This is a genomic window from Anaerococcus lactolyticus ATCC 51172 (assembly GCF_000156575.1).
In the GTDB taxonomy this organism is placed as follows: domain Bacteria; phylum Bacillota; class Clostridia; order Tissierellales; family Peptoniphilaceae; genus Anaerococcus; species Anaerococcus lactolyticus.
Genome location: NZ_GG666047.1, coordinates 1 through 20411 on the forward strand (window position 1 = coordinate 1; position 20411 = coordinate 20411).

Genomic DNA, 20411 nt, shown 5'->3' on the forward strand with positions numbered 1-20411 from the left:
CAATTAGGCGATAGAAATATCGTCTAATTTTATGTAACAATTGCTTGACATTGTAGGGCAAGTCGACTATTTTCAAATTAATTACTAAAGAACTTAGGCCAAATGATGGAAATATTTTTATTTTAGGTAAAAATATCAAAGACCAAAGCCGAGTGGATATTTATGAAAAAATCTCAATTGTAGCTCAAAAACCAATGATTTTTAGGGATTCCATTTTGGCAAATATTGTACTTTTTGAAGATGAATCTGAAATTGATTTTGAAAAACTAAATGATGCTATAAAAAGGTCTGGCCTTTCTTCTTTGATAGACAACCTAAAGGAAGGCTACAATACCATAATCAAAGATGCCGGATCTAATTTATCTGGTGGGGAAATGCAGAGAATAGAAATCGCCAGGGCCCTTTATAAGGATTGTCAAATTATACTAATAGATGAAGCTACTTCTGCACTCGACCTTAAAATGGCAAGGGATATTGAAGAGATTTTTGCAAGTCTTGACAAGACCCTAATTTCCATTTCCCACAGGAGAGACATTGATTATAGCAAGTATTACGGAAAAATTATCGAGATTAAAGATAAAAAGACAGAGGAAATTTCGGTAAATAAAATGTAAAATAAGACTACAGTTAAGGGCAAATTAATGCTTAGAACTGTGGTCTTTTCATTTAAATTTTTTAATTTATATTAAGTTTGATATAATATTATAGAAAAGAGGTAAATTATGGCACTAAATATAAATTGGTATCCTGGTCATATGAAAAAGACCAAGGAGGATATAGAAAAAAACCTTAGGCTAGTTGACATAGTTTTGGAGATTATAGATGCGAGGATTCCTGAGTCTTCTAGAAATCCCATGCTTGATGATATTTTAAAAGATAAGCCTAGGATGATTATAATGAATAAGTCTGATCTTGCAGATAATAAAGAAAATCAAAAGTGGATTAAGAAGTTTAAAAGTGATGGAATTGTGGCTTTGCCTATGAATTCTAAAGAGAGAATCAATGTGGGCAAAATTTATGACATAGCAAGGGAAATTTTGGCTGATAAGTTTAAAAAACACGAAGAAAAAGAAATTGATAATCCTATTATCAGGATGATGATTGTTGGTGTGCCAAATTCTGGTAAGTCTACTTTTATAAATAATGTTGCCCAAAGGAAGGGTGCGAGAGTTGGTAACCGTCCGGGTGTCACTCAAACCAAACAGTGGATTAAAACTAATTCTAATTTGCAATTATTAGATACACCTGGTGTGCTTTGGCCAAAATTTGATGATAGGACTGGCCTTCACCTATCTTTTACTAATGCTATCAAGGATGAAATCCTAAATATAGAAGATCTTACCCTTTATTTTTTAAAGGAAATAGCAAAGGAATATCCAGAAAACCTAAAGGAAAGATATGGGGTAGACCCAAGTGCGGAAGCTATTGATATCTACGAAGCTATTGCCAAAAAGCGTGGGGCGATTATTGCTGGTGGCGATTTTGACTATACAAGGACCGCAAGCATTATCCTTAACGATTTTAGAACAGGTAAACTTGGAAGAATCACTCTTGAGAAACTATGAAATATTCCTTATATAATGACGAAATAAAAAAAGAAATATACGAGACCTACGATCTCATAGCGGGAATTGATGAAGTTGGCAGAGGTCCTCTGGCAGGACCTGTTGTAACTTGTGCTGTAATTATGAAAAAAAATTCCCATATTGAGGGAGTGACTGATTCTAAAAAACTAAGCCGTAAGAAGATGCTGGTTTTGAAGGAAAAAATTTTGGCAGATGCCCTAGCAGTTTCCTATGGTTTTGCAAATTCCAGAAAGATTGACCAAATCAATATTAGACAGGCAACCCTACAAGCTATGAAAGATGCTCTTGACCATCTTGAAATCCGTCCAGATATAGTTTTAATAGATGCAGAAAGGATTGACACAGACCTTCCTCAATTAAATATTGTGAAGGGTGACCTAAATGAATATGCTATTTCTTGCGCATCGATTTTAGCAAAAGTTAGACGAGATGATATAATGATTAATTTTTCAAAAATTTATCCAGGCTATGGTTTTGAAACAAATTTTGGTTATGGGACTAAGGCTCATTACCAAGGACTGGAACAGCATGGAGAAACTCCTATCCACAGACAAAGTTTTTTAAGAAAATTTCACGAAAGGCAGTTATCATTTATATGACAAGAAAAAGAGAAATTGGGGATTTTGGTGAAGAGTTCACAGCCTCGTACCTAGAGAAAAAAGGTTATAGGATTTTAGATAGAAATTATTCCAAACCTTTTGGAGAGATAGATGTAATAGCCATTAAAGACGACTTGATAGCCTTTGTTGAAGTCAAGACACGTAATTCAGATGATTTTGCCTATGCGGCAGAGTCGGTAGATTTTTATAAGCAGCAGAGGATAAGAAGGGCAAGCCAGGCCTATCTAGTGGAAAATGATATGACTGATTTTTTGATGAGCTTTGATGTTAGCGAAATTTACCTTGATACAAGAAAAATAAATTATATAGAAAATGCTTTTTGATATGGATAAGAGAGAAATTTTATTATACTTAAATTACATAAATATAAACAACAGGATTATCTTAGAAATTTTTGAGCATACAGGCCTTGATAATTTTTTTGAGCTGACAAGAGTTGATTATTCTTTCCTTAATGATGCAAACTATGAAAGGATTTTTAGTCCCAAAAGTCTTAAGGATTTTAAAGCTTATAGGGAAAAAGTCGCTAGGCTTGGTGTGGACTTTGTTACAATTCTTGATGAAGCCTATCCCGAAAATTTAAAATACATTGATGATAGACCGGCAGTTTTGTACTATAAGGGAAGGCTTGACCATAGTCGAGACAGCCAGTCCATAGCCTTTGTTGGTGCAAGAAAGTGCACAGATTACGGGAAGTGGGCTTGCAAAAATTTGGCAGGGTCTATTGCTGGAGCAGGGCTTGCAACTGTTTCTGGCCTTGCTTATGGAATTGATGCTATGTGCCATAAGGCGACACTTGATGTTGGGGGTAGGACGATAGGAGTAATAGGTTGTGGGATTGACCAAGTTTATCCAACAGCTAATAAGTTTTTGTATGAAAAAATTGAAGAAGATGGGTTGATTTTATCAGAATTTCCCCTAGAGACCCCACCAATTGGCTATAATTTTCCAAGGAGAAATAGGATTATTTCTGGGATTTCTCTGGCAACAGTGGTTATAGAAGCCAAGGAAAAATCAGGAACTATGATTACAACAAGGTGTGCTCTAGAGCAGGGCAAGGAAGTCTTTGCTGTGCCTGGAAATATTAATTCAATTTACTCCAAGGGGACCAACAAGCTTATCCAGGACGGGTCAAAATTAATCTTGTGCGCCGAAGACATCTTAGAAGAACTTGATTATCTGCTTGATAAGAAGGTTCAAAAAAAGACAATTGATTATACTGCACTTGATAAAGACGAAGCTAGTGTAGTAAGATATATTGAGAATAATCCAAATGCAAGTGCTGATGACTTGGCACTTAACTTGGATTTTGAAATAGATGTAATAAATTTTATTTTAACAAGTTTAGAACTTAAGAATATAATTGAGAATATCGGAAACAATGAGTTTACAATAAAGGAGTGAGACTTTGGCTAAAAATCTAGTAATAGTAGAGTCGCCTACAAAGGCTAGGTCGATTTCAAAAATGCTAGGCAGAAACTACAAGGTAAAGGCAACAGTTGGCCACCTTAGAGACCTACCAAAAAGCAAGTTTGGAGTTGATATAGAAAATAACTTTGAGCCTGAATACATAAAGGTCAGAGGTAGGGCAAAAACTATTAATGAGCTAAAAAAAGAAGCGAAAACTGCTGACAAGGTTTATTTGGCTACCGACCCTGATAGGGAAGGTGAAGCTATTTCTTGGCACTTAGAATATCTTTTAGACCTTGATCCAAATGAAAATAATAGGGTGGAATTTCACGAAATCACCAAAAATAATGTCCTAGCTGCCATGAAAAAACCAAGAAAGATTGACAAAAATTTAGTAGATGCCCAACAGGCAAGAAGGGTCATGGATAGGATAGTAGGTTATGAGATAAGCCCAATCTTGTGGAAGAGGGTAAAATCAGGACTTTCTGCAGGTCGTGTTCAATCAGTAGCCCTTAAACTAATTGTCGATAGGCAAAAAGAAATTGATGAATTTATACCAGAAGAATATTGGACCATAACTGCCAAACATAAGTATGGGGATATATCCTTCGAATCTGAATTTTATGGCACAAAAACAAAAAAAATGAAGGTTGCAAATGAAGCTGGTGCCAAAAAAGTATTAGAAAAAATTGATAAGGACAATTTTAAAGTCGAATCAATTTCTAAAACCAAGAGAAAAAGACGACCTTATGCTCCATACACAACCTCAACCCTCCAACAAGATGCATCAAATAGACTTGGTTTTTCAACTAAATTTACCATGCAACTTGCCCAACAACTCTACGAAGGAATAGACATTGGTAAGGATGGAACAGTAGGTCTAATTTCCTACATGAGAACAGATGCGACTAGGATATCAAAGGAAATTGTTGGTGAATCCTTAAAATATATCAAGGAAAAATACGGAGCAGAATACGCTGGCAAGGGAAACACCTATTCTGGCAAGAAAAAGGGCAGCCAAGATGCCCACGAGGCAATCAGACCTACTTCAATATTTAGAGACCCAATCTCCATCAAAACCTACCTAACAGACCAACAATACAAGCTTTATAAGCTAATCTGGTCAAGGGTAGTAGCAAGTCAAATGGCTGATTATGAATATTTATCAACTCAAATTAATTATGACAACAACGGTATAATCTTTAGGTCAAATGGAAAAATCACTATATTTGATGGTTTTAATAAACTTTCAGGAAGCCTAGATAATGAAAATATTTTGCCAGACCTTAAGGAAGGCGAGGTCATAAGTGCTGAAAAAATCGAAAAGGACCAACACTTTACCAACCCACCAGCCAGATATACAGAGGCTTCTTTAGTAAAAACCCTAGAGGAGTTTGGCATAGGCAGACCTTCAACTTATTCTGCGACTATAAACCAAATAATATCTAGAAACTATGTTGAACTTGATGGCAGATCAATTTACCCAACCAAGCTTGGCAAGACTGTAAATGAATTTTTACAAGAAAATTTTGATGATGTAATTAACGTAGAATTTACTGCAGACATGGAAAACCAGCTTGATAAAATCGCTGAAGATGGCGTTAATTGGAAAGATGTATTAAACGCCTTTTACAAGGACTTCAGAAAAGACATGGACGCTGTAAAAAAAGATACAACAGATTACAAGGTCAAGGATAAGGTATTGGATGAAAAATGTCCAAAATGTGGCAAGGCTCTTGCAGTAAAACATGGTAGAAATGGAAAGTTTATTGGTTGCACTGGTTTTCCTGAGTGTGACTTTACAAAATCTATCATAAAAACAACTGGAGTTAAGTGTCCAAAGTGCAAGGACGGGGAAATTATAGAAAAAGTTTCCAAGAGGGGCAAGAGATTTTATGGTTGCGACAATTATCCAAAGTGCGACTACGCCTTATGGGACCCACCAACAGGCGAAACATGCCCAGAGTGTGGCAACCTCTTAATCCACAAAAAAAATAGGAACACAGATGAAATTAGGTGTTCAGCTTGTGATTATGTAAAAGTAAAAAAGAGATAAAAAAAGGGACTCTAGCCAAGGCTAGGTCCCTATTTTAATTTATTCGTTTGAGTTTGAATAGTTTTCTAATTTAGATGTGCAATTTGGGCATCTGGTTGCATCAATGTCAATTTTACTCTTGCAGTATGGGCAATCTTTTTCGTTTTCAACCTTTGGTTCTTCTTTCTTTTTGTGAAAAAGATTAATTGATTTTATCATCAAAAATAGAACGAAGGCTATAATTAAAAATGTAATAACTGAATTGATGAAAGAGCCTAGTTTAAGTTGGGCTCCGGCAATATTAATTACCAAATCTTCGTAATTAATTCCTGAAGTGAGACCTGCAATTATTGGCATCAAAAGGTCTTCAACTACGCTAGTTACAATAGCTGTAAAGGCTGATCCCATTATAATACCTATAGCCATATCCAATACATTGCCACGGGTAATAAATTCTTTAAATTCTTTAAGCATTAAAAATCCTTTCTGTAATAAGTTTTTATTCTTAATACACGATTATTATACCATAAAGCTTGACTTTATCAGCTTATTTATATATGATTCTATTAGAGGTTTCTATGAAATATTTACAAGTCGACCAAGAATTTTTGGACAAACTAAAATCATATGCGGTTTTCATTCCCCTAATAGAAGTAGATGGCAAGGACCATATCTTATTTGAGGTAAGAAGCGAAAGCGTAAGTCAACCTGGAGAAGTATCTTTCCCAGGTGGGAGACTTGAAGGTGGCGAAGATTTTAGCGAGGCTGCTATAAGAGAGACAATAGAAGAGCTCGGGTTAAAAGAATCTGATATCGACTATTTAGGATATTCTTCAATGATCCTTACATCGTCTTATAGGCACATTAAAAGTTTTTATGGTAGAATTAATAAAAATTTGCAGGAAATAAAGTATAATAATGAAGTGGAGTCAATTTTTACGGTTGACATTGACTTTTTTAAAAATAATCCACCAATTTCATACATGGCACCTTATAGAATGGACTTTCCTAAAGATTTTCCCTTTGATAAGATTCCTAACGGCAAGGATTATAAGTTTCAAACCGGTTATAATGAAATGTTTTTCTATGATACCAAGCCGGTGATTTGGGGCTTGACTGCAAAAATGCTAAAAAACTTTATAGAAAGTTGGAGTAATAATGAGAAATGATATTTCGCAAAAAATAAAAGAATATGCAAAAACAAATCCAGCAATTGAATCTATTTTTTATGTAAAAAGGCTAAATAATGATGAATTTTACAGCGTATATACAGTAGCTAATGAAATAATCATAGCTAAGCTTGAGGAAGAATTTAAGGGTCTTTTTGATGATGTAATCTTTGTAAATAGGGTAAAAGAAAAAGCAGAACTAGATAAAAACAAGTTCTCTTTTACAACAATCGACCTTTATAAAATGGATAATATCAAAGTTTCTGAATCAATCATAAGTAGTGATATTGCTAAAGATTTTATAAAAACATTACCAACTGACATTGAGTTTTTGTATAATAAGGCTGGTAGTGAGGCTCTCTTACCAAATAAGGAATTTACCTATAATCCTGTAAAGGAATACGAGTTTAGCCAAACGGTGAAAAACTTTTTTGCCTATGCAATAGAGATTTCACTTTACCTAAATCAAAATAATACCCTGGCTGCAGCTATTAGGATGGAAAATCTGAGAGATGAGCTTATAAAAATGCTCAGAATCCATGTTGTTAACAAATACAAGGGTGGAATGGATGTTGGTAGGGATGGAAGAAACTTTGCCCACACTCTTAGCAAGGAATACAAGGATGATCTTGAAGATACCTTCCATGATATTAATCCACTTAACATTTATAATTCTCTCTTTAAGGCCACAATACTTTTTAGAAAGGTCGGTATGGCTGAAGCAGAAGAATTAGGTTTTGATTATGATAAGCAAACTGATGTGAACACTCTAAAGCTTTTGAGAAATAATTACAAAAAGCTTGAGTCCTTTTTAAACTAGGAGCAAATATGAAATACAAATACAAGCTAGCAAGTCTAATTATGGCGGCTTTTATCTTTCTTATGCCAATAAGCCTTGCGGCTGGGCAAAATAAAATAGTAGGTCTAGATGAAAATGTAAAAGCCTACATAATAGCCAACGAAGAAAATGGAGAAGTTTATTACGAAAAAAATGCTGACGAGCCAAGGGCTATGGCATCCTTAAGTAAACTTATGACTTTTCTCGTAACAATGGATGCTATCCATAGTGGAGCTCTTAAACTTGACACCAAGGTCAAGGCTGACAAGGAAGCAGAAAAATTAACAAGCTGGGAATATTCTTCCTTGGGAGTTAAGGAAGGGGAAACCTATACTGTTGATGAGCTTCTAAAGGGACTAATAGCTGTTTCAGGCAATGACTGTGCCTACCTTTTAGCCAATACTGTTTCAGTTTCAGAACCAGCTTTTGCAAGAGAGATGAATGAAAAAGCAAAAGAGCTTGACCTAAAAAGCCAAGTGTATTATAATTCTAGTGGAGTACAAACAGAAGATGGTTACCAAAATACTTCTTCTGCCAGAGATTTATTCAAGCTAAGTCAATATATCCTAAAAACTTATCCGGAAATCTTAGACTATGCAGCTATTAGGGAAATTAAAGACCCAGGTCGCGACATAGATAAAAAATCAACTATTCCCCTCATGGATGAAATAAAGGGCGTAGATGGACTTAAGACTGGTACTACAGATGAGGCGGGATATTGCTTGGTAACAACTGTAGATATGAGTAAGCTTGATAGCAATGATGACTTTAGATCTATCGGTGTAGTAATGGGTGCAGACCAAAAAGATACCAGAAATAAAGTTATGAGTGACCTTATTTATTACGTTTCAAAATATTTTTCTACTAGGGTGGTCTTAGACACTAATGTGCCTATAAAATCTTTAAAAGATATAACTGTTAAACAGGGATATATAGACCTTTATCCAAAAGAAGATATAAAAATGATAATAAAAGAAGGCGAAAATCCTACAATAAAGTATAATATAAAAGATGATATAAAAGCGCCTATAAAAGAAAATGAAGATTTGGGTGAGGTGGAGGTATCCTATAAGGATGAAAGCCACACTGTCGGCTTGTTTTCAAAAAAGGCCCTTGATAGAGCGAGTCTTTTCTCAAGAGTTGTAAGGACTGTAAAAGATACTTGTGACTTTTTATTAAAGACTATAATAGCAAGATAAAGGCAAATTTTTTGCCTTATATGTATCGGTAGCTCAGCTGGATAGAGCACTGCCCTCCTAAGGCAGGTGTCGGAGGTTCGAATCCTCTTCGGTACACCAAAAGGAAATATTATGCAAGATTTATTTACAAAAGCTGATAAGTTTTTTATGACAGAAGCTATAAATGAAGCCAAACTTGCAAAATCAATTGACGAGGTCCCGATAGGGGCCGTTGTTGTTTGTGGGGACAGAATAGTTGGCAGGGGACACAATTTTACTTATAAGGGTAAGTCTGCTCTGAATCATGCCGAAATCTATGCCCTAAAAGAGGCCGGAAAGAATATTGGAGACTTTAGGCTAGAGGAATGTACTATGTATGTAACACTTGAGCCTTGTCTGATGTGTGCAGGTGCCATTATGCATTCTAGGGTAAAAAGGCTTGTGATAGCATGCAAAGACCCAAAAAGAGGTGGCTTTTCCACATCCTTCATAGATAAGGACAGTCCCCACCTAAATGTGCCAGAGATTTCTTATGGTCTTATGGAAGAAGAATCTCTAAAGGAACTTCAAAGTTTTTTTAGGGCCCTAAGAGAAAAAAAGAAAAGCTAGGATGAACTTCGAAGGTTTCAAGTTTATCTTGGCTTTTTAATTTCAAATTTTTCTACATGAAAAAACTATGAAAGATTACAATTCCGACATTTAGAGTATAATATTTAAAAGAAGTTTTAGATAAAGGAGTAGATAGATGAAAATTAGTCTTATAGATCCTCTAGAAGTTAAAGAATCTTATATTTTAGAACAAAAAGAAAAATTGGAAAAACTTGGTCATGAGTTCACCTATTATAAGGAAAGTGCCAAGGACTGTGAAGAAAAAATTGCTAGGCTAAAAGATGCTGACATAGCTATGATTACAAATAAACCTATATCTAGAAAGGTAATAGAAAATACCAATCTTAAACTAATAGATGTTGCCTTCACAGGAGTTGACCATGTTGATCTTGAAGCTTCTAAGGAAAAGGGAATAAAAGTTTTAAATGCTTCAGGATATTCAGATGACTCTGTTGCTGAACTTGTAATTGGTCTTACCATTGGAGTTTTAAGAAAGTTTAACCAAAATAGGGAAAATATTTTTGAAAGACAAAATAATTATCTTTTAGGCTCCCTAATTAAGGGCAAAACTTTTGGTGTGATAGGCACAGGTCATATAGGAAAAAAACTCATAGAACTTCTCCAAGTTTTTGGATGCAAGATTATAGCTTTCTCTAGGACTGAAAAAGACGATATTAAGGCCTTAGGTGTAGAATATGTTGACCTTAACACCTTACTTAAGGAATCCGACATCGTATCTCTTCACATCCCAAACAATAAGGAAACCAAGCACTTCCTAGGAAAAGACCAACTTGACCTTATGAAAGAAGGAGCAGTTTTAATCAACTGTGCGAGAGGTGCTGTTGTGGATAATGACTATCTAGCAAAACTTTTGAATGAGGATAAGTTAAGGGCTGGTATAGATGTTTTTGATATGGAACCACCACTTCCAGAAGACTATCCACTTAGAAATGCTAAAAATGTTATTTTAACTAACCATGTCGCTTTTTACACAGAAGAAGCAATGCAAATTAGAGCAGACATTGTATTTGACAATCTTTACTCCTATCTAAAAGGGGAAATAAAAAACGAGATAAGCCTATGATAGAACCAAAAATCGTTGCTATTGCTGGAGGCTCAGCCTCTGGCAAGTCTACGATTGTAAAAATAATTGCAGAAAAATTCAAGGATGATTTGGTAGTTGTGGGCCATGATAATTACTATAGGGCCCATGATGATATCGACTTTGAAGAAAGAAAACTTTTAAATTATGACCACCCTCAAGCCTTTGATACTGACCTTTTTTGTGAGGATTTAAAAAAATTATTAGCTGGCCTTGAGATTGACATGCCTCTTTATGATTATAAAATCCATACTAGGAGCAAGGATACAGTAAAAGTAAGGGCGAAAAAAATCATCCTTATTGAGGGAATCTTGGTGTTGTATGATAAAAAAATCAGAGAGCTTACTGATACTAAGGTTTTTGTAGATGCAGATAGTGACATTCGATTAAAAAGAAGAATCCTTAGGGATACAGTAGAAAGAGGCAGGTCTTTGGAATCTTGTCTGACCCAGTATATTGAACAGGTAAAACCTATGCACGAAAAGTACGTGGAACCAAGCAAGAAATACGCGGATATCATTATTCCAAGGGGAGCTAAAAATATAAAGGGTATAGAGATTTTGTCTAAACATATAGAAAATATAATAGGAAATACTAATGAAAGTTAATATAATACCTACAAACTATAAAGAAATAAAAGATTATATAGAAGGCAACTCAACTATTGGCCATAAGATATGGGGAGCAATCCCTTATGAAGATGGTTATATTTTTAGGGTTTATGCGCCAAATGCTGATGAAGTTTACATCAAGGGAGATTTTACTAATTGGCAAAACGAAAGGCTCATTAAAAATGATGAGTTTGGATATTTTTATGGCTTTTATAAGGCTAAAGTAAATGATTACTATAAATATATTGTTGTTAAAAATGGTAATTGGATGGAAAAAACGGATCCCTTTGCTCATGCTATGGACGGGGAGGGTGACTTTGCAGCCAAAATCACAGCAGAAGATGACTATGTTTTTAATGATGATGAGTTTATAAAAACCAGGGGCAAGAATTACGATAAGCCTCTAAATATTTATGAACTACACATAGGATCTTTTATGAGATTTTCTGGCAATGTAAATTTCTTGGATATAGTTGATAATCTAATTAATCATATCAAAGAAATGGGCTACACCCATGTTGAAATCATGCCAGTTACAGAATATCCTTTTTATCCTTCTTGGGGTTACCAATCTACAGGATTTTTTGCCATTAGCCACAGATATGGAACTGTAAGAGACTTTAAAAAATTTGTTGATCTTCTTCATCAAAATGGTATCGGAGTTATCCTTGATGTGGTGGCAGTCCACTATGCTTCTGATTACTATGGTCTTGATCATTTTGATGGGACAGCCATGTATGAATCTCAATACATGGACCTAAAATATTCTGAATGGGGCTCAAACAATTTTGATTATTCAAAGGGCCATGTGAGAAGTTTTATGAAGTCTTCTATGGCATATTTGATTGAAGAATTTCACCTAGATGGAATCAGGATTGATGCAGTATCATATATGGTATTTTATAATGGCAATAAAAATAGGGGAGTGCATGAAGATAATATATTCTTCATCAAAAACCTTAATGAAACCCTAGAAAAATTACACCCAGATGTGATGAGGATAGCAGAAGATTCATCTGATTATCCAAAGGTTACCCACCCTGTATGTGAAGGTGGACTTGGCTTTGATTATAAATGGGATATGGGTTGGATGAATGACACTTTAAGATACTTTAAGGTCGATTCTTTTAACCGTAGGGACTACCAATCAAAGATTAATTTCTCCATGTTTTATTTTTACAATGAGAGATTTATCTTGCCATTAAGTCATGATGAGGTTGTCCATCTTAAAAAATCTATGCTAGATAAGATGAACGGGTCTTATGAAGATAAGTTCAAGCAATTGAAAGTCCTTATGACCTATCAAATGACTCATCCTGGTAAGATTTTGAATTTTATGGGCAATGAAATTGCAACTTTTGAAGAGTGGAACGAAAATGTTGGGATAAGGTGGGATTATCTAGCTTATCCAATCCATGACTCCTACAACTGTTTTATAAAAGATTTAAACAAACTTTATAAGGACGAAAAGGCCTTTTACAAGTATGATTATGACATGGCTGGTTTTCAGTGGAGGGTGGTTGATGACAATACTAATTCTGTCTTTGCCTATGAGAGAAAGGCAGATGAGGACAGGTATTTGGTTATTTTAAATATGGCCAACGTCTACCAACCATACTATGAAATTTATTATGATGAAGACCTAGTCTTTGAAGAAGTTTTTAATTCACTAGATGAAAAATACGGCGAATATAGGAATAATAAGAGAAGAATAGAAGTTAAGAAAGGAAATAATCTCGGGTTAGAGCTTTGGCAATACGAAGCTGTAATCTTTAAGATAAAGAAGTTATGAAAGAAAGAAAACCAATCAACCTATCATGGTTAGTAGAAAAATGGACCTTGATAGACGAGGATACATATTTAAAAAATATGTGGTTAAATACAGAATCTCTTGATTTTATTAGAATTAATAAAGAGATTCAAACTAATGAAGATATAGAAGCATCCTATATAGATATAGATCAAGATGTTGAAAAATATATCCTAATGCCTGGAACAAGCGAGATAGATAATAGCGATATAAGAGATGCATTTATCTCTAGCCTTGATAGGCGCGAAAGGGACTACTTTATAGAAAATGCGGAATTTATATCACCAAGTGCAGAATTTTTAGATACAGTTTATGAATTGGGTCTAGAAGGCAGGTGGAATGACTTTAGGGATAAGGTCGCAGCGGGAATGTTACTAAGTTGGGCAGAAGATGAGGGTCTTCCTGTCAACAAGGATATGGAGACTATAAATATAAACAAAATATGAAAAAATTACTTATGATTTTGGCGCTTGCAACAAGTCTAACTGCTTGTGCCAATACCAAGGAAAGTGTTGAAAAACCAAAAGTAGAAGCAGTTAAGGAAGATTCTTCCCAAGAAGAAGGAAAAAATACTGATTCGGGCGAAGAAGTCAATAACAGTGGCGAATTAGAAAAACACACAGAAAATATCTATGAATACTTTGATACTATTACAAACTTTATAGCCTATACAAAAGATCAGGAAGAATTTGATCATTATGTAAAGGTCTTAAAGGATGAACTTAAAATTTACCACGAATTATACAATTCCTATGATGCTTTTGATGGGGTTAATAACTTTAGGACTATAAACGAAAACGCCGGCAAGGAGCCTGTTAAGGTGGACCCAAAGGTTATTGAACTTGTCGAATATTCTAAGAAAATGTATAAGCTTACAAATGGTAAAATAAATATAGCTATGGGCTCTCTCCTTGGTTTATGGCATGAGTACAGGGAGATGTCTTTGGATAATCCGGACAAGGCTGCTATACCAGAAGAAAGTATGCTAGTTAAGGCAAGTAAGCACAAAGATATAGACTCAATAGTTGTTGACGAAAAAGCTGGCACAGTTTTCATAAAAGACCCAGATGTACAAATTGATATTGGGGCTATTGGTAAGGGTTATGCTACAAAGATAATTGCAAATATTTTACAAAAAGAAGGACTTAAGCATGGAATCTTATCTGTTGGTGGCGACGATGTTCTAATCGGAGACAACCCGGCCAGCGAAAATTCATATTACAAGATAGGCATACAAAATCCAAACCTAGATGATAAGGAAAATCCATATTCATCAATAGTAAGTCTTAAAAATACTTCTGTAGTAACAAGTGGTGATTATCAGAGATATTTTATGGTTAATGGCAAGAGGTACCACCACATCATTGACCCAGCTACTATGTATCCATCAACAAGGTGGAGGTCAGTATCCGTAATTTTAGATGATATAGCAAAGGCAGATACCATTTCAACCTACCTATTCATCATTGACCTAGAAGAAGGTCGTGAGTTTGCGAAAAAGGTTGGGGCTGAAGTTTTGTGGATTGATGAAAATTATAAGTCCTATAAAACAGAAGGTTGGCCAGAAGTAGAATAGTTTTACTAGACTATTAAAAAAAATGTAGTTTAATAGTTTAAGATTAGATAAAACTGAGGTTAGAAGTGAACAAGGTAAATGAAGATTTAATTTATGAAAAATTAAATAATAAAAAAGTCAGCTTATTTTTTAAGAGGTTTTTTGATATACTAGTATCACTTATCGTCCTAATTATAATTGCTATTCCTATGATAATAGTTGCAATAGCAATCAAGCTTGATTCTAAAGGGCCAGTTTTTTATAAACAAGAAAGACTAGCCAAGGGTAAAAGGCCATTTTATATTATTAAATTTAGGACAATGAGGGTAGGAGCCGATAAGAATCTTGACAACCTAACAGTCAAAAACGATCCAAGGATAACCAAAACTGGTGCCTTCTTAAGAAAATGGAAGATTGACGAGCTCCCACAATTTATAAATGTACTAAAGGGAGATATGTCTTTAGTAGGACCAAGGCCAGAGACACCAAAGATGGTAAATTTATATCCAAATTACTATGATGTAATCTTTGCCGTAAGACCAGGTATTACTGATTATGCTTCAATAGAATTCAGAAATGAATCAGAATATTATAATTCGATTGAAGATAGTGAGAAAATTTACCTTGAAAAAATTCTTCCAATAAAGATTGATCTTAAGTTAAAATATATAGAAAATCTGTCAATAAAGACTGATATATCAATACTTTTAAAGACAGCAATGACAATAATTACAAAATAGGCGTAAATTTTTACGTCCTATTTTTTTTTGGAAAATTCTTGGTATAATTAAAAGGTATAATAGGAGGTAATTATGAAAATAGCTTTTGATAATGACAAATATATAAAAGAACAATCGGCAAAGATTGTTGAAAGAATCAGTCACTTTGATAAATTGTACCTTGAATTTGGTGGCAAACTTTTTGATGATGCACACGCGTCTAGAGTCTTGCCAGGATTTTTACCAGATTCTAAATTGAGGATGCTTCTAAACATAAAGGATAAAACCGAAATAATTATAACTATAAATGCTAAAGACATTGAAAAGACAAAAATCAGGGGAGATAATGGAATTTCTTACGATACAGAAGCCATAAGACTTAAGTCAGCCCTAGAAGATTTTGGATTTTTGGTTTCTGCTATCGTAATTACCCAATTTAATTACCAGGAAAAAGTTCTTAAGTATTGCCAATACTTGGATAACCTTGGTATAAAAAATTACAAAACTTACGATATTGTAGGCTACCCAAATAACTTAGCGACAATTATTTCTGATGAGGGTTTTGGTAAGAATGACCACGTAAAAACTACTAGACCACTAGTCGTTGTAACTGGTCCAGGACCTGGTTCAGGAAAGATGGCAACCTGTCTTTCTCAAATGTACCTTGATCACGAAAATGGAGTTAATGCAGGCTATGCTAAGTTTGAAACCTTCCCAATTTGGAGTATACCACTTAAACATCCTGTAAATATAGCTTATGAAGCAGCGACAGCTGACCTTGATGATGTGAATATGATCGACCCTTACCACCTTGAAGCCTATGGTAAGTCAGCTGTATCCTATAATAGGGATGTAGAGGCCTTCCCAATTTTAAAGAAGATGTTTGAAAAAATTATGGGCAAATCTCCTTATATGTCACCTACAGACATGGGTGTAAACATGTCAGGTTTTTGTATAGTAGATGATAAGGCAGCAGCAGATGCGTCCAAGGCAGAGATTATCAGAAGATATTACAATACCTTAGTTGATTATAGGATGGCTAAGGAAAATCTCCACACTCTAGAAAAAATCGAAATTCTTATGAGCCAGCTAGAAATATCTGCTGATGATAGGCTAGTTGCTCTTGCTGCAAGAGATAGGGAAAAATCTTCAGGCACAGAAGCATTCGCCATCGAACTTGATAGTGGGGAAATAATTACAGGCAAGAAGAGCGACCTCCTAAGTGCACCTTCAGCTTGTATTCTAAATGTTCTAAAAAAACTTGGCAAGCTTGATGATGAGATTTTACTAATTTCTCCTCATATAATAGAGCCTGTTTCAGACCTTAAGACCAAGGGACTTGGTGGAAATGAAACTAGCTTATCGGTAAACGAAATGTTGATAGCTCTTTCAATTTCAGCTACAACCAATCCTCTAACCCATATGGCGATTAAGCAACTTGGAAAATTAAAGGGATTAGATGCACATTCAACAGTTATCTTAAATGATTCACAAAAGTCAATGCTAAGAAAACTTGGCTTAAACTTCACTCAAGATCCTGAATTTTCTCAAGATAATTATAGGTAAAATAAAACAAGCCTTTTGTAAAATATTTACAAGGCTTGTTTTTTTAATTGTCACTATCATCAAATTCTATATAATTGAAATAATAGTCTACGTCATTATCTGTATCATTTTGGTAGGTCTCTGCCATGTCCTTATTCATCTCGCCTATCATGTCTGTGATAAATTTTCTAAGCGATTTTTGACCAAACATCTTATCTGACATATCCATCTTAAACTTCCTAACTAGTTTTGAATGAGCTATTTCTTTAGCAAGGTCTACACCACTTATCTGAGATTTTTTTATAATAAACTTAGATAGGAGATTTAATAAGTCTCTTAGGTTGTTAACCTTTGACCTCATATACTTGTAGGTTAGGTTTGCTGTTAAACCATGGGTTTTGATTAGGTCGTCATAAAACCTATTTTTAGAACCATATTTTATAAAGATAATGTTGGTCGTAACATAGTCAAAAGCTTCATTTATTTCATCACCAGCATAGTCAATAAGGTCATTTATTATATTATAAGACTTATCATTTAGCCTATCTATCATTGATGTAATGTAGGCAGGTTTTTCAATATCGTTAGACCTATACTGGTAGATGAAGTTAGCAAAGTCATAAAAATTGTGACCTTCCTTATCGATTGGCATTTTGAAAATCTTGTTAAGGATTTTTTCGAAAAAGTAAATCATAAGAGGTGGGTAGAGAATATCTTTTTCAATTTGTTTGAAAATCACATCTAAGGCCTCTTCAATATCATTAGAATAAATACTTAACCTATTGCCAATAGTCTTTATTTGAATATGGTAGGATTCCATTTCTTCAATAAGGTTAATGCTACCAATGATGGTTCGGTTGATTGGAAATTTATCTTTAACCAGAGGAAAAACAATCCTATCCATATAGCCCTGGTAAGGCGCGTTGATTTTAAGATTAGCATTCACCTGATCAATAATTTCTTTTTTAATGTTTATATTTTCCAACCTAGGGTTGTTAGCTTGAATTCTGATATAATTGGATATAACTTCCCTGAGAGAAAGTTGGTTTTCTAGCGTGTGCATCGATGCGTTTTCAATGTGGATTGAGTTTTTGTTTTCATCTATATAGGTGAATTCTTTTATAAGTTCTGTTTTAATTTCTATTTCAAAACCATTTATAGTTCTTGACTTATTTTTTATATTTAAGTGTCTGATAGGGAGAGGATAGGTGATGGTTGACCCGGTTTGGATATCGTAGATTTCATTGCCATCTTCTGAGATAAATTTAGCTGTCCCATTTTCATGAAGGTGGCCAGTGAAAATAAACCTAACTCCATTATCAGCTAAGACTTCTATAGGGGTTTTGTTATTAAGTCTAGGGTCAGAGTCTTTTATTTTGTCCTTGTATTCCTTGATTATAAATGGTGAAAAGACTAATTCTTGGTTCCTAAAATTTGGGATGAAGGCGTGGTGAGAGACAGCAATAACCATGTCGTTACGAGCCTTGGCTTCGTCAATTTTATCAGCTATCCACCTTAGTTGTTCTGTTGATACAGATCCAATTACATTATTCATCCCGTCCCTATGGCCTTGTTCCATGTCTGCTGCATAAATAGAAGAATCAATCATGATTATGCTTAGGCCGTTGTCATAATGATCTTCTTTTTTAATCCTTGCAACATAAGAAAAATAGCCGTTGGCATAGGAGGAATATTTTTGCTCCCTCTTATATTTTTTATTTACTTCGTCAATGTAGGCTTTAAAGATTTCGCTATCCTTATAAAATTCTAAAATAGAAGAATCTTGGTAGATAAAATCATAAATTGCATAAAAATCTTCAGGGCTTGTTGGTTGAGTTTTTTTGTCATTTTTATAATCGTAGGCTTTTTTTGAATTTATATCGTGGTTGCCAGGTATTAGAAAAATTTTTCTATCAGGAGCTTTATCTTGCCAAGCTTTAAGGAGAGAAGCAGCCTTTTTGTGGCTTATCAGCTCACCTTCCTTGCTTATATCACCAGAAATTATTAAAAATTTACTCTGAACTTCATCAACAAGACTTAGGGCTTTTTTAAAAAGATTCTCACTTTCTACGACTAGTTTTCTTTCTACTTTTAACTCTTTTCTTAAACTCTCTGTGTTGGCAATCAGTGATTCGCAAAGGACGTGGGGGTCTGAAATGATTGACATATCGAAAGTTTTCTTAACATTAGTATCCATAATTTCCTCGTAAATTTGTTAACTATATTATACCTTTTTTATAAAAATTTTATATGGGAAGCTTTAGAGGTATTACTATGTTTGCCAAAAATCTTATAATAGTTTATAATATATAATAAGATATAGTATAATATGGGTTTTCTGTATGCTCATTTGTATTTTAAATTATATAGGAGGAGAAGATGAATAAGAAGATTGTAGCGACCTTATCTGCCTTTGTTTTAGCCGTATCTCTTAGCTCTTGTAGCAATGATTCAGAAATCAAAACTGCAGAAGATTACAAAGATACATATCCAGACGTTTATGCGACATATAAAGCTAATGAAGATATGAGCGAAACAAAATTTGGTGGCTCAGTTCAAGTAGATTATCTTGAAGCTCATCCAAATTTGAGAACCTACTACGATGGTTATTGTTTCGCTAAACAATATGATAGGGCTAGGGGTCACGTTTACGCCCTTGAAGATGCTATTAATACAAAAAGACCAAAACCAGGTGCATCATGTCTTGCTTGTAAGACTATTGACTTTGTAAAAGCACTCGAAAAAGACGGAATTGATGTAAATAGTATGGACTTTGATCAATTTGTAAAAGACCATCCAAAAATGCAGACAATCTCATGTGCTGACTGCCACTTGGACACTCCTGGTAAGATTCAAGTTACTAGAGATCACTTCAAGAAACAAATCGACCAAGGCAATGTAAATGGCAACAATACAAAGGCTGACAGCCTTACTTGTGCACAATGCCACGTTGAATATTACCTAGACCCAGAAACAAAAGAAGTAGGTTTACCATATAAGTATGGTTTTGAAACCGATGATATGCTAAAATATTACGATGAAATTGATTTTGCGGATTGGGAACACCCACAAACAGGTGCCAAGCTCCTTAAGGCCCAACACCCAGAGTATGAAACTATGATGGGTTCTGTTCACGATTCAGCAGGACTTTCTTGTATAGATTGCCACATGCCTGTTTTTGAAAATGAGAAGGGTGAGAAATTCAGGTCTCACCATTGGACAAGCCCACTTAAGTCAAAGGAAAATATCAAAAATTCTTGCTTATCTTGCCACGCTGGTAAGAGCGAAGATGAAATGATTGCTTGGGTTGAAGAAGTCCAAAAAGGCGTATATGATAGGACAAACGAAGTAAGTGATGAACTTAAGAAATTTGTAGACCTTTTAGCTAAACATGTTAAAGCTGGTGACTTATCAGATAAGGATAAGGCAGAGCTTCAAAAAATTCACAGACATGCTCAATTCAAATGGGACTTTGTGTGGGTAGAAAATGGTGAAGGCTTCCACAATTCAAAGAAGGCCCACCAAAACCTAGACGAAGCTGAAGAATTAGTGAAACAAGGCCTAGAAATCTTGAAGAAGTATGAATAAAAAAAGCTAAAATGGACTCCCAAGGAGTCCTTTTGC

20 protein-coding genes and 1 tRNA gene are annotated in these 20411 nt (G+C 34.6%); 19 read left to right on the forward strand and 2 right to left on the reverse strand.

Features of this window, described 5'->3' with window-relative positions; genetic code table 11:
- Positions 1-68: 68 nt before the first annotated feature.
- The 6 genes from HMPREF0072_RS06615 (at position 69) to topA (ending at position 5672) form a co-directional block, all read left to right on the forward strand.
- Positions 69-614: an ATP-binding cassette domain-containing protein gene (locus HMPREF0072_RS06615; RefSeq protein ID WP_081447035.1), complete on the forward strand. Its 546-nt coding sequence runs from the start codon at positions 69-71 to the stop codon at positions 612-614.
- A 108-nt stretch (positions 615-722) separates the two neighbouring features.
- The gene (gene ylqF, locus HMPREF0072_RS06620) at positions 723-1565 is read left to right on the forward strand and encodes a ribosome biogenesis GTPase YlqF (RefSeq protein WP_004828581.1); all 843 of its coding nucleotides are present in this window, start codon (positions 723-725) and stop codon (positions 1563-1565) included.
- A complete protein-coding gene (rnhB, locus tag HMPREF0072_RS06625; RefSeq protein WP_004828582.1) occupies positions 1562-2185 on the forward strand; it encodes a ribonuclease HII in 624 nt (207 codons plus the stop codon). Before ylqF ends, rnhB begins: the two co-directional genes overlap by 4 nt.
- A complete protein-coding gene (locus tag HMPREF0072_RS06630; protein WP_004828584.1) occupies positions 2182-2529 on the forward strand; it encodes a YraN family protein in 348 nt (115 codons plus the stop codon). The genes rnhB and HMPREF0072_RS06630 overlap by 4 nt, the downstream gene beginning before the upstream one ends.
- 1 nt (position 2530) lies before the next feature.
- The gene (gene dprA, locus HMPREF0072_RS06635; RefSeq protein WP_039931246.1) at positions 2531-3610 is read left to right on the forward strand and encodes a DNA-processing protein DprA; all 1080 of its coding nucleotides are present in this window, start codon (positions 2531-2533) and stop codon (positions 3608-3610) included.
- 4 nt (positions 3611-3614) lie between these two features.
- Complete coding sequence (gene topA / locus HMPREF0072_RS06640) at positions 3615-5672, forward strand: type I DNA topoisomerase (protein WP_004828589.1); 2058 nt, start codon at positions 3615-3617, stop codon at positions 5670-5672.
- Between the two features lie 39 nt (positions 5673-5711).
- Here topA and mscL read toward each other — a convergent pair whose 3' ends face one another.
- Entirely contained in the window at positions 5712-6125 is a 414-nt protein-coding gene (gene mscL / locus HMPREF0072_RS06645; RefSeq protein WP_004828591.1) for a large conductance mechanosensitive channel protein MscL, read from the reverse strand.
- 104 nt (positions 6126-6229) lie between these two features.
- Here mscL and HMPREF0072_RS06650 point away from each other — a divergent pair, with 104 nt between their 5' ends.
- The 12 genes from HMPREF0072_RS06650 to HMPREF0072_RS06705 all read left to right on the forward strand — a co-directional run bounded on the left by HMPREF0072_RS06650 (position 6230) and on the right by HMPREF0072_RS06705 (position 16808).
- Complete coding sequence (locus HMPREF0072_RS06650) at positions 6230-6820, forward strand: NUDIX hydrolase (protein ID WP_037326606.1); 591 nt, start codon at positions 6230-6232, stop codon at positions 6818-6820.
- Positions 6810-7640, forward strand: a complete 831-nt coding sequence (locus HMPREF0072_RS06655) for an aminoglycoside 6-adenylyltransferase (protein ID WP_004828596.1) — start codon at positions 6810-6812, stop codon at positions 7638-7640. The genes HMPREF0072_RS06650 and HMPREF0072_RS06655 overlap by 11 nt, the downstream gene beginning before the upstream one ends.
- Before the next feature lie 8 nt (positions 7641-7648).
- Positions 7649-8857 carry a D-alanyl-D-alanine carboxypeptidase family protein gene (locus tag HMPREF0072_RS06660; RefSeq protein WP_004828598.1) on the forward strand — a complete coding sequence of 403 codons (1209 nt, stop codon included), beginning with the start codon at positions 7649-7651 and terminating at the stop codon, positions 8855-8857.
- Between the two features lie 22 nt (positions 8858-8879).
- Positions 8880-8956, forward strand: a tRNA-Arg gene (locus tag HMPREF0072_RS06665).
- A 12-nt stretch (positions 8957-8968) separates the two neighbouring features.
- On the forward strand, positions 8969-9445 hold the full coding sequence (locus tag HMPREF0072_RS06670; RefSeq protein ID WP_004828600.1) for a nucleoside deaminase: 477 nt from the start codon (positions 8969-8971) through the stop codon (positions 9443-9445).
- 136 nt (positions 9446-9581) lie between these two features.
- Positions 9582-10529, forward strand: a complete 948-nt coding sequence (locus HMPREF0072_RS06675) for an NAD(P)-dependent oxidoreductase (RefSeq protein ID WP_004828602.1) — start codon at positions 9582-9584, stop codon at positions 10527-10529.
- A complete protein-coding gene (udk, locus tag HMPREF0072_RS06680) occupies positions 10526-11155 on the forward strand; it encodes a uridine kinase (RefSeq protein ID WP_004828603.1) in 630 nt (209 codons plus the stop codon). The genes HMPREF0072_RS06675 and udk overlap by 4 nt, the downstream gene beginning before the upstream one ends.
- Entirely contained in the window at positions 11145-12950 is a 1806-nt protein-coding gene (gene glgB, locus HMPREF0072_RS06685) for a 1,4-alpha-glucan branching protein GlgB (protein WP_004828605.1), read from the forward strand. Before udk ends, glgB begins: the two co-directional genes overlap by 11 nt.
- Complete coding sequence (locus tag HMPREF0072_RS06690) at positions 12947-13414, forward strand: hypothetical protein (RefSeq protein ID WP_004828607.1); 468 nt, start codon at positions 12947-12949, stop codon at positions 13412-13414. Before glgB ends, HMPREF0072_RS06690 begins: the two co-directional genes overlap by 4 nt.
- Positions 13411-14544, forward strand: a complete 1134-nt coding sequence (locus tag HMPREF0072_RS06695; RefSeq protein WP_004828609.1) for an FAD:protein FMN transferase — start codon at positions 13411-13413, stop codon at positions 14542-14544. Before HMPREF0072_RS06690 ends, HMPREF0072_RS06695 begins: the two co-directional genes overlap by 4 nt.
- 65 nt (positions 14545-14609) lie before the next feature.
- Complete coding sequence (locus HMPREF0072_RS06700; RefSeq protein ID WP_004828612.1) at positions 14610-15263, forward strand: sugar transferase; 654 nt, start codon at positions 14610-14612, stop codon at positions 15261-15263.
- Between the two features lie 72 nt (positions 15264-15335).
- Positions 15336-16808 carry a DUF1846 domain-containing protein gene (locus tag HMPREF0072_RS06705; protein ID WP_004828613.1) on the forward strand — a complete coding sequence of 491 codons (1473 nt, stop codon included), beginning with the start codon at positions 15336-15338 and terminating at the stop codon, positions 16806-16808.
- 43 nt (positions 16809-16851) lie between these two features.
- On the opposite strand, the gene HMPREF0072_RS06710 is transcribed toward HMPREF0072_RS06705, so the two are convergent.
- Positions 16852-18984, reverse strand: coding sequence for a metallophosphoesterase family protein (locus HMPREF0072_RS06710; protein WP_004828617.1), 2133 nt, complete (start codon positions 18982-18984; stop codon positions 16852-16854).
- A gap of 182 nt (positions 18985-19166) precedes the next feature.
- On the opposite strand from HMPREF0072_RS06710, the gene HMPREF0072_RS06715 reads away from it, so the two are divergent.
- Positions 19167-20375: an ammonia-forming cytochrome c nitrite reductase subunit c552 gene (locus HMPREF0072_RS06715; protein WP_004828619.1), complete on the forward strand. Its 1209-nt coding sequence runs from the start codon at positions 19167-19169 to the stop codon at positions 20373-20375.
- The last annotated feature ends 36 nt before the right edge of the window (positions 20376-20411 follow it).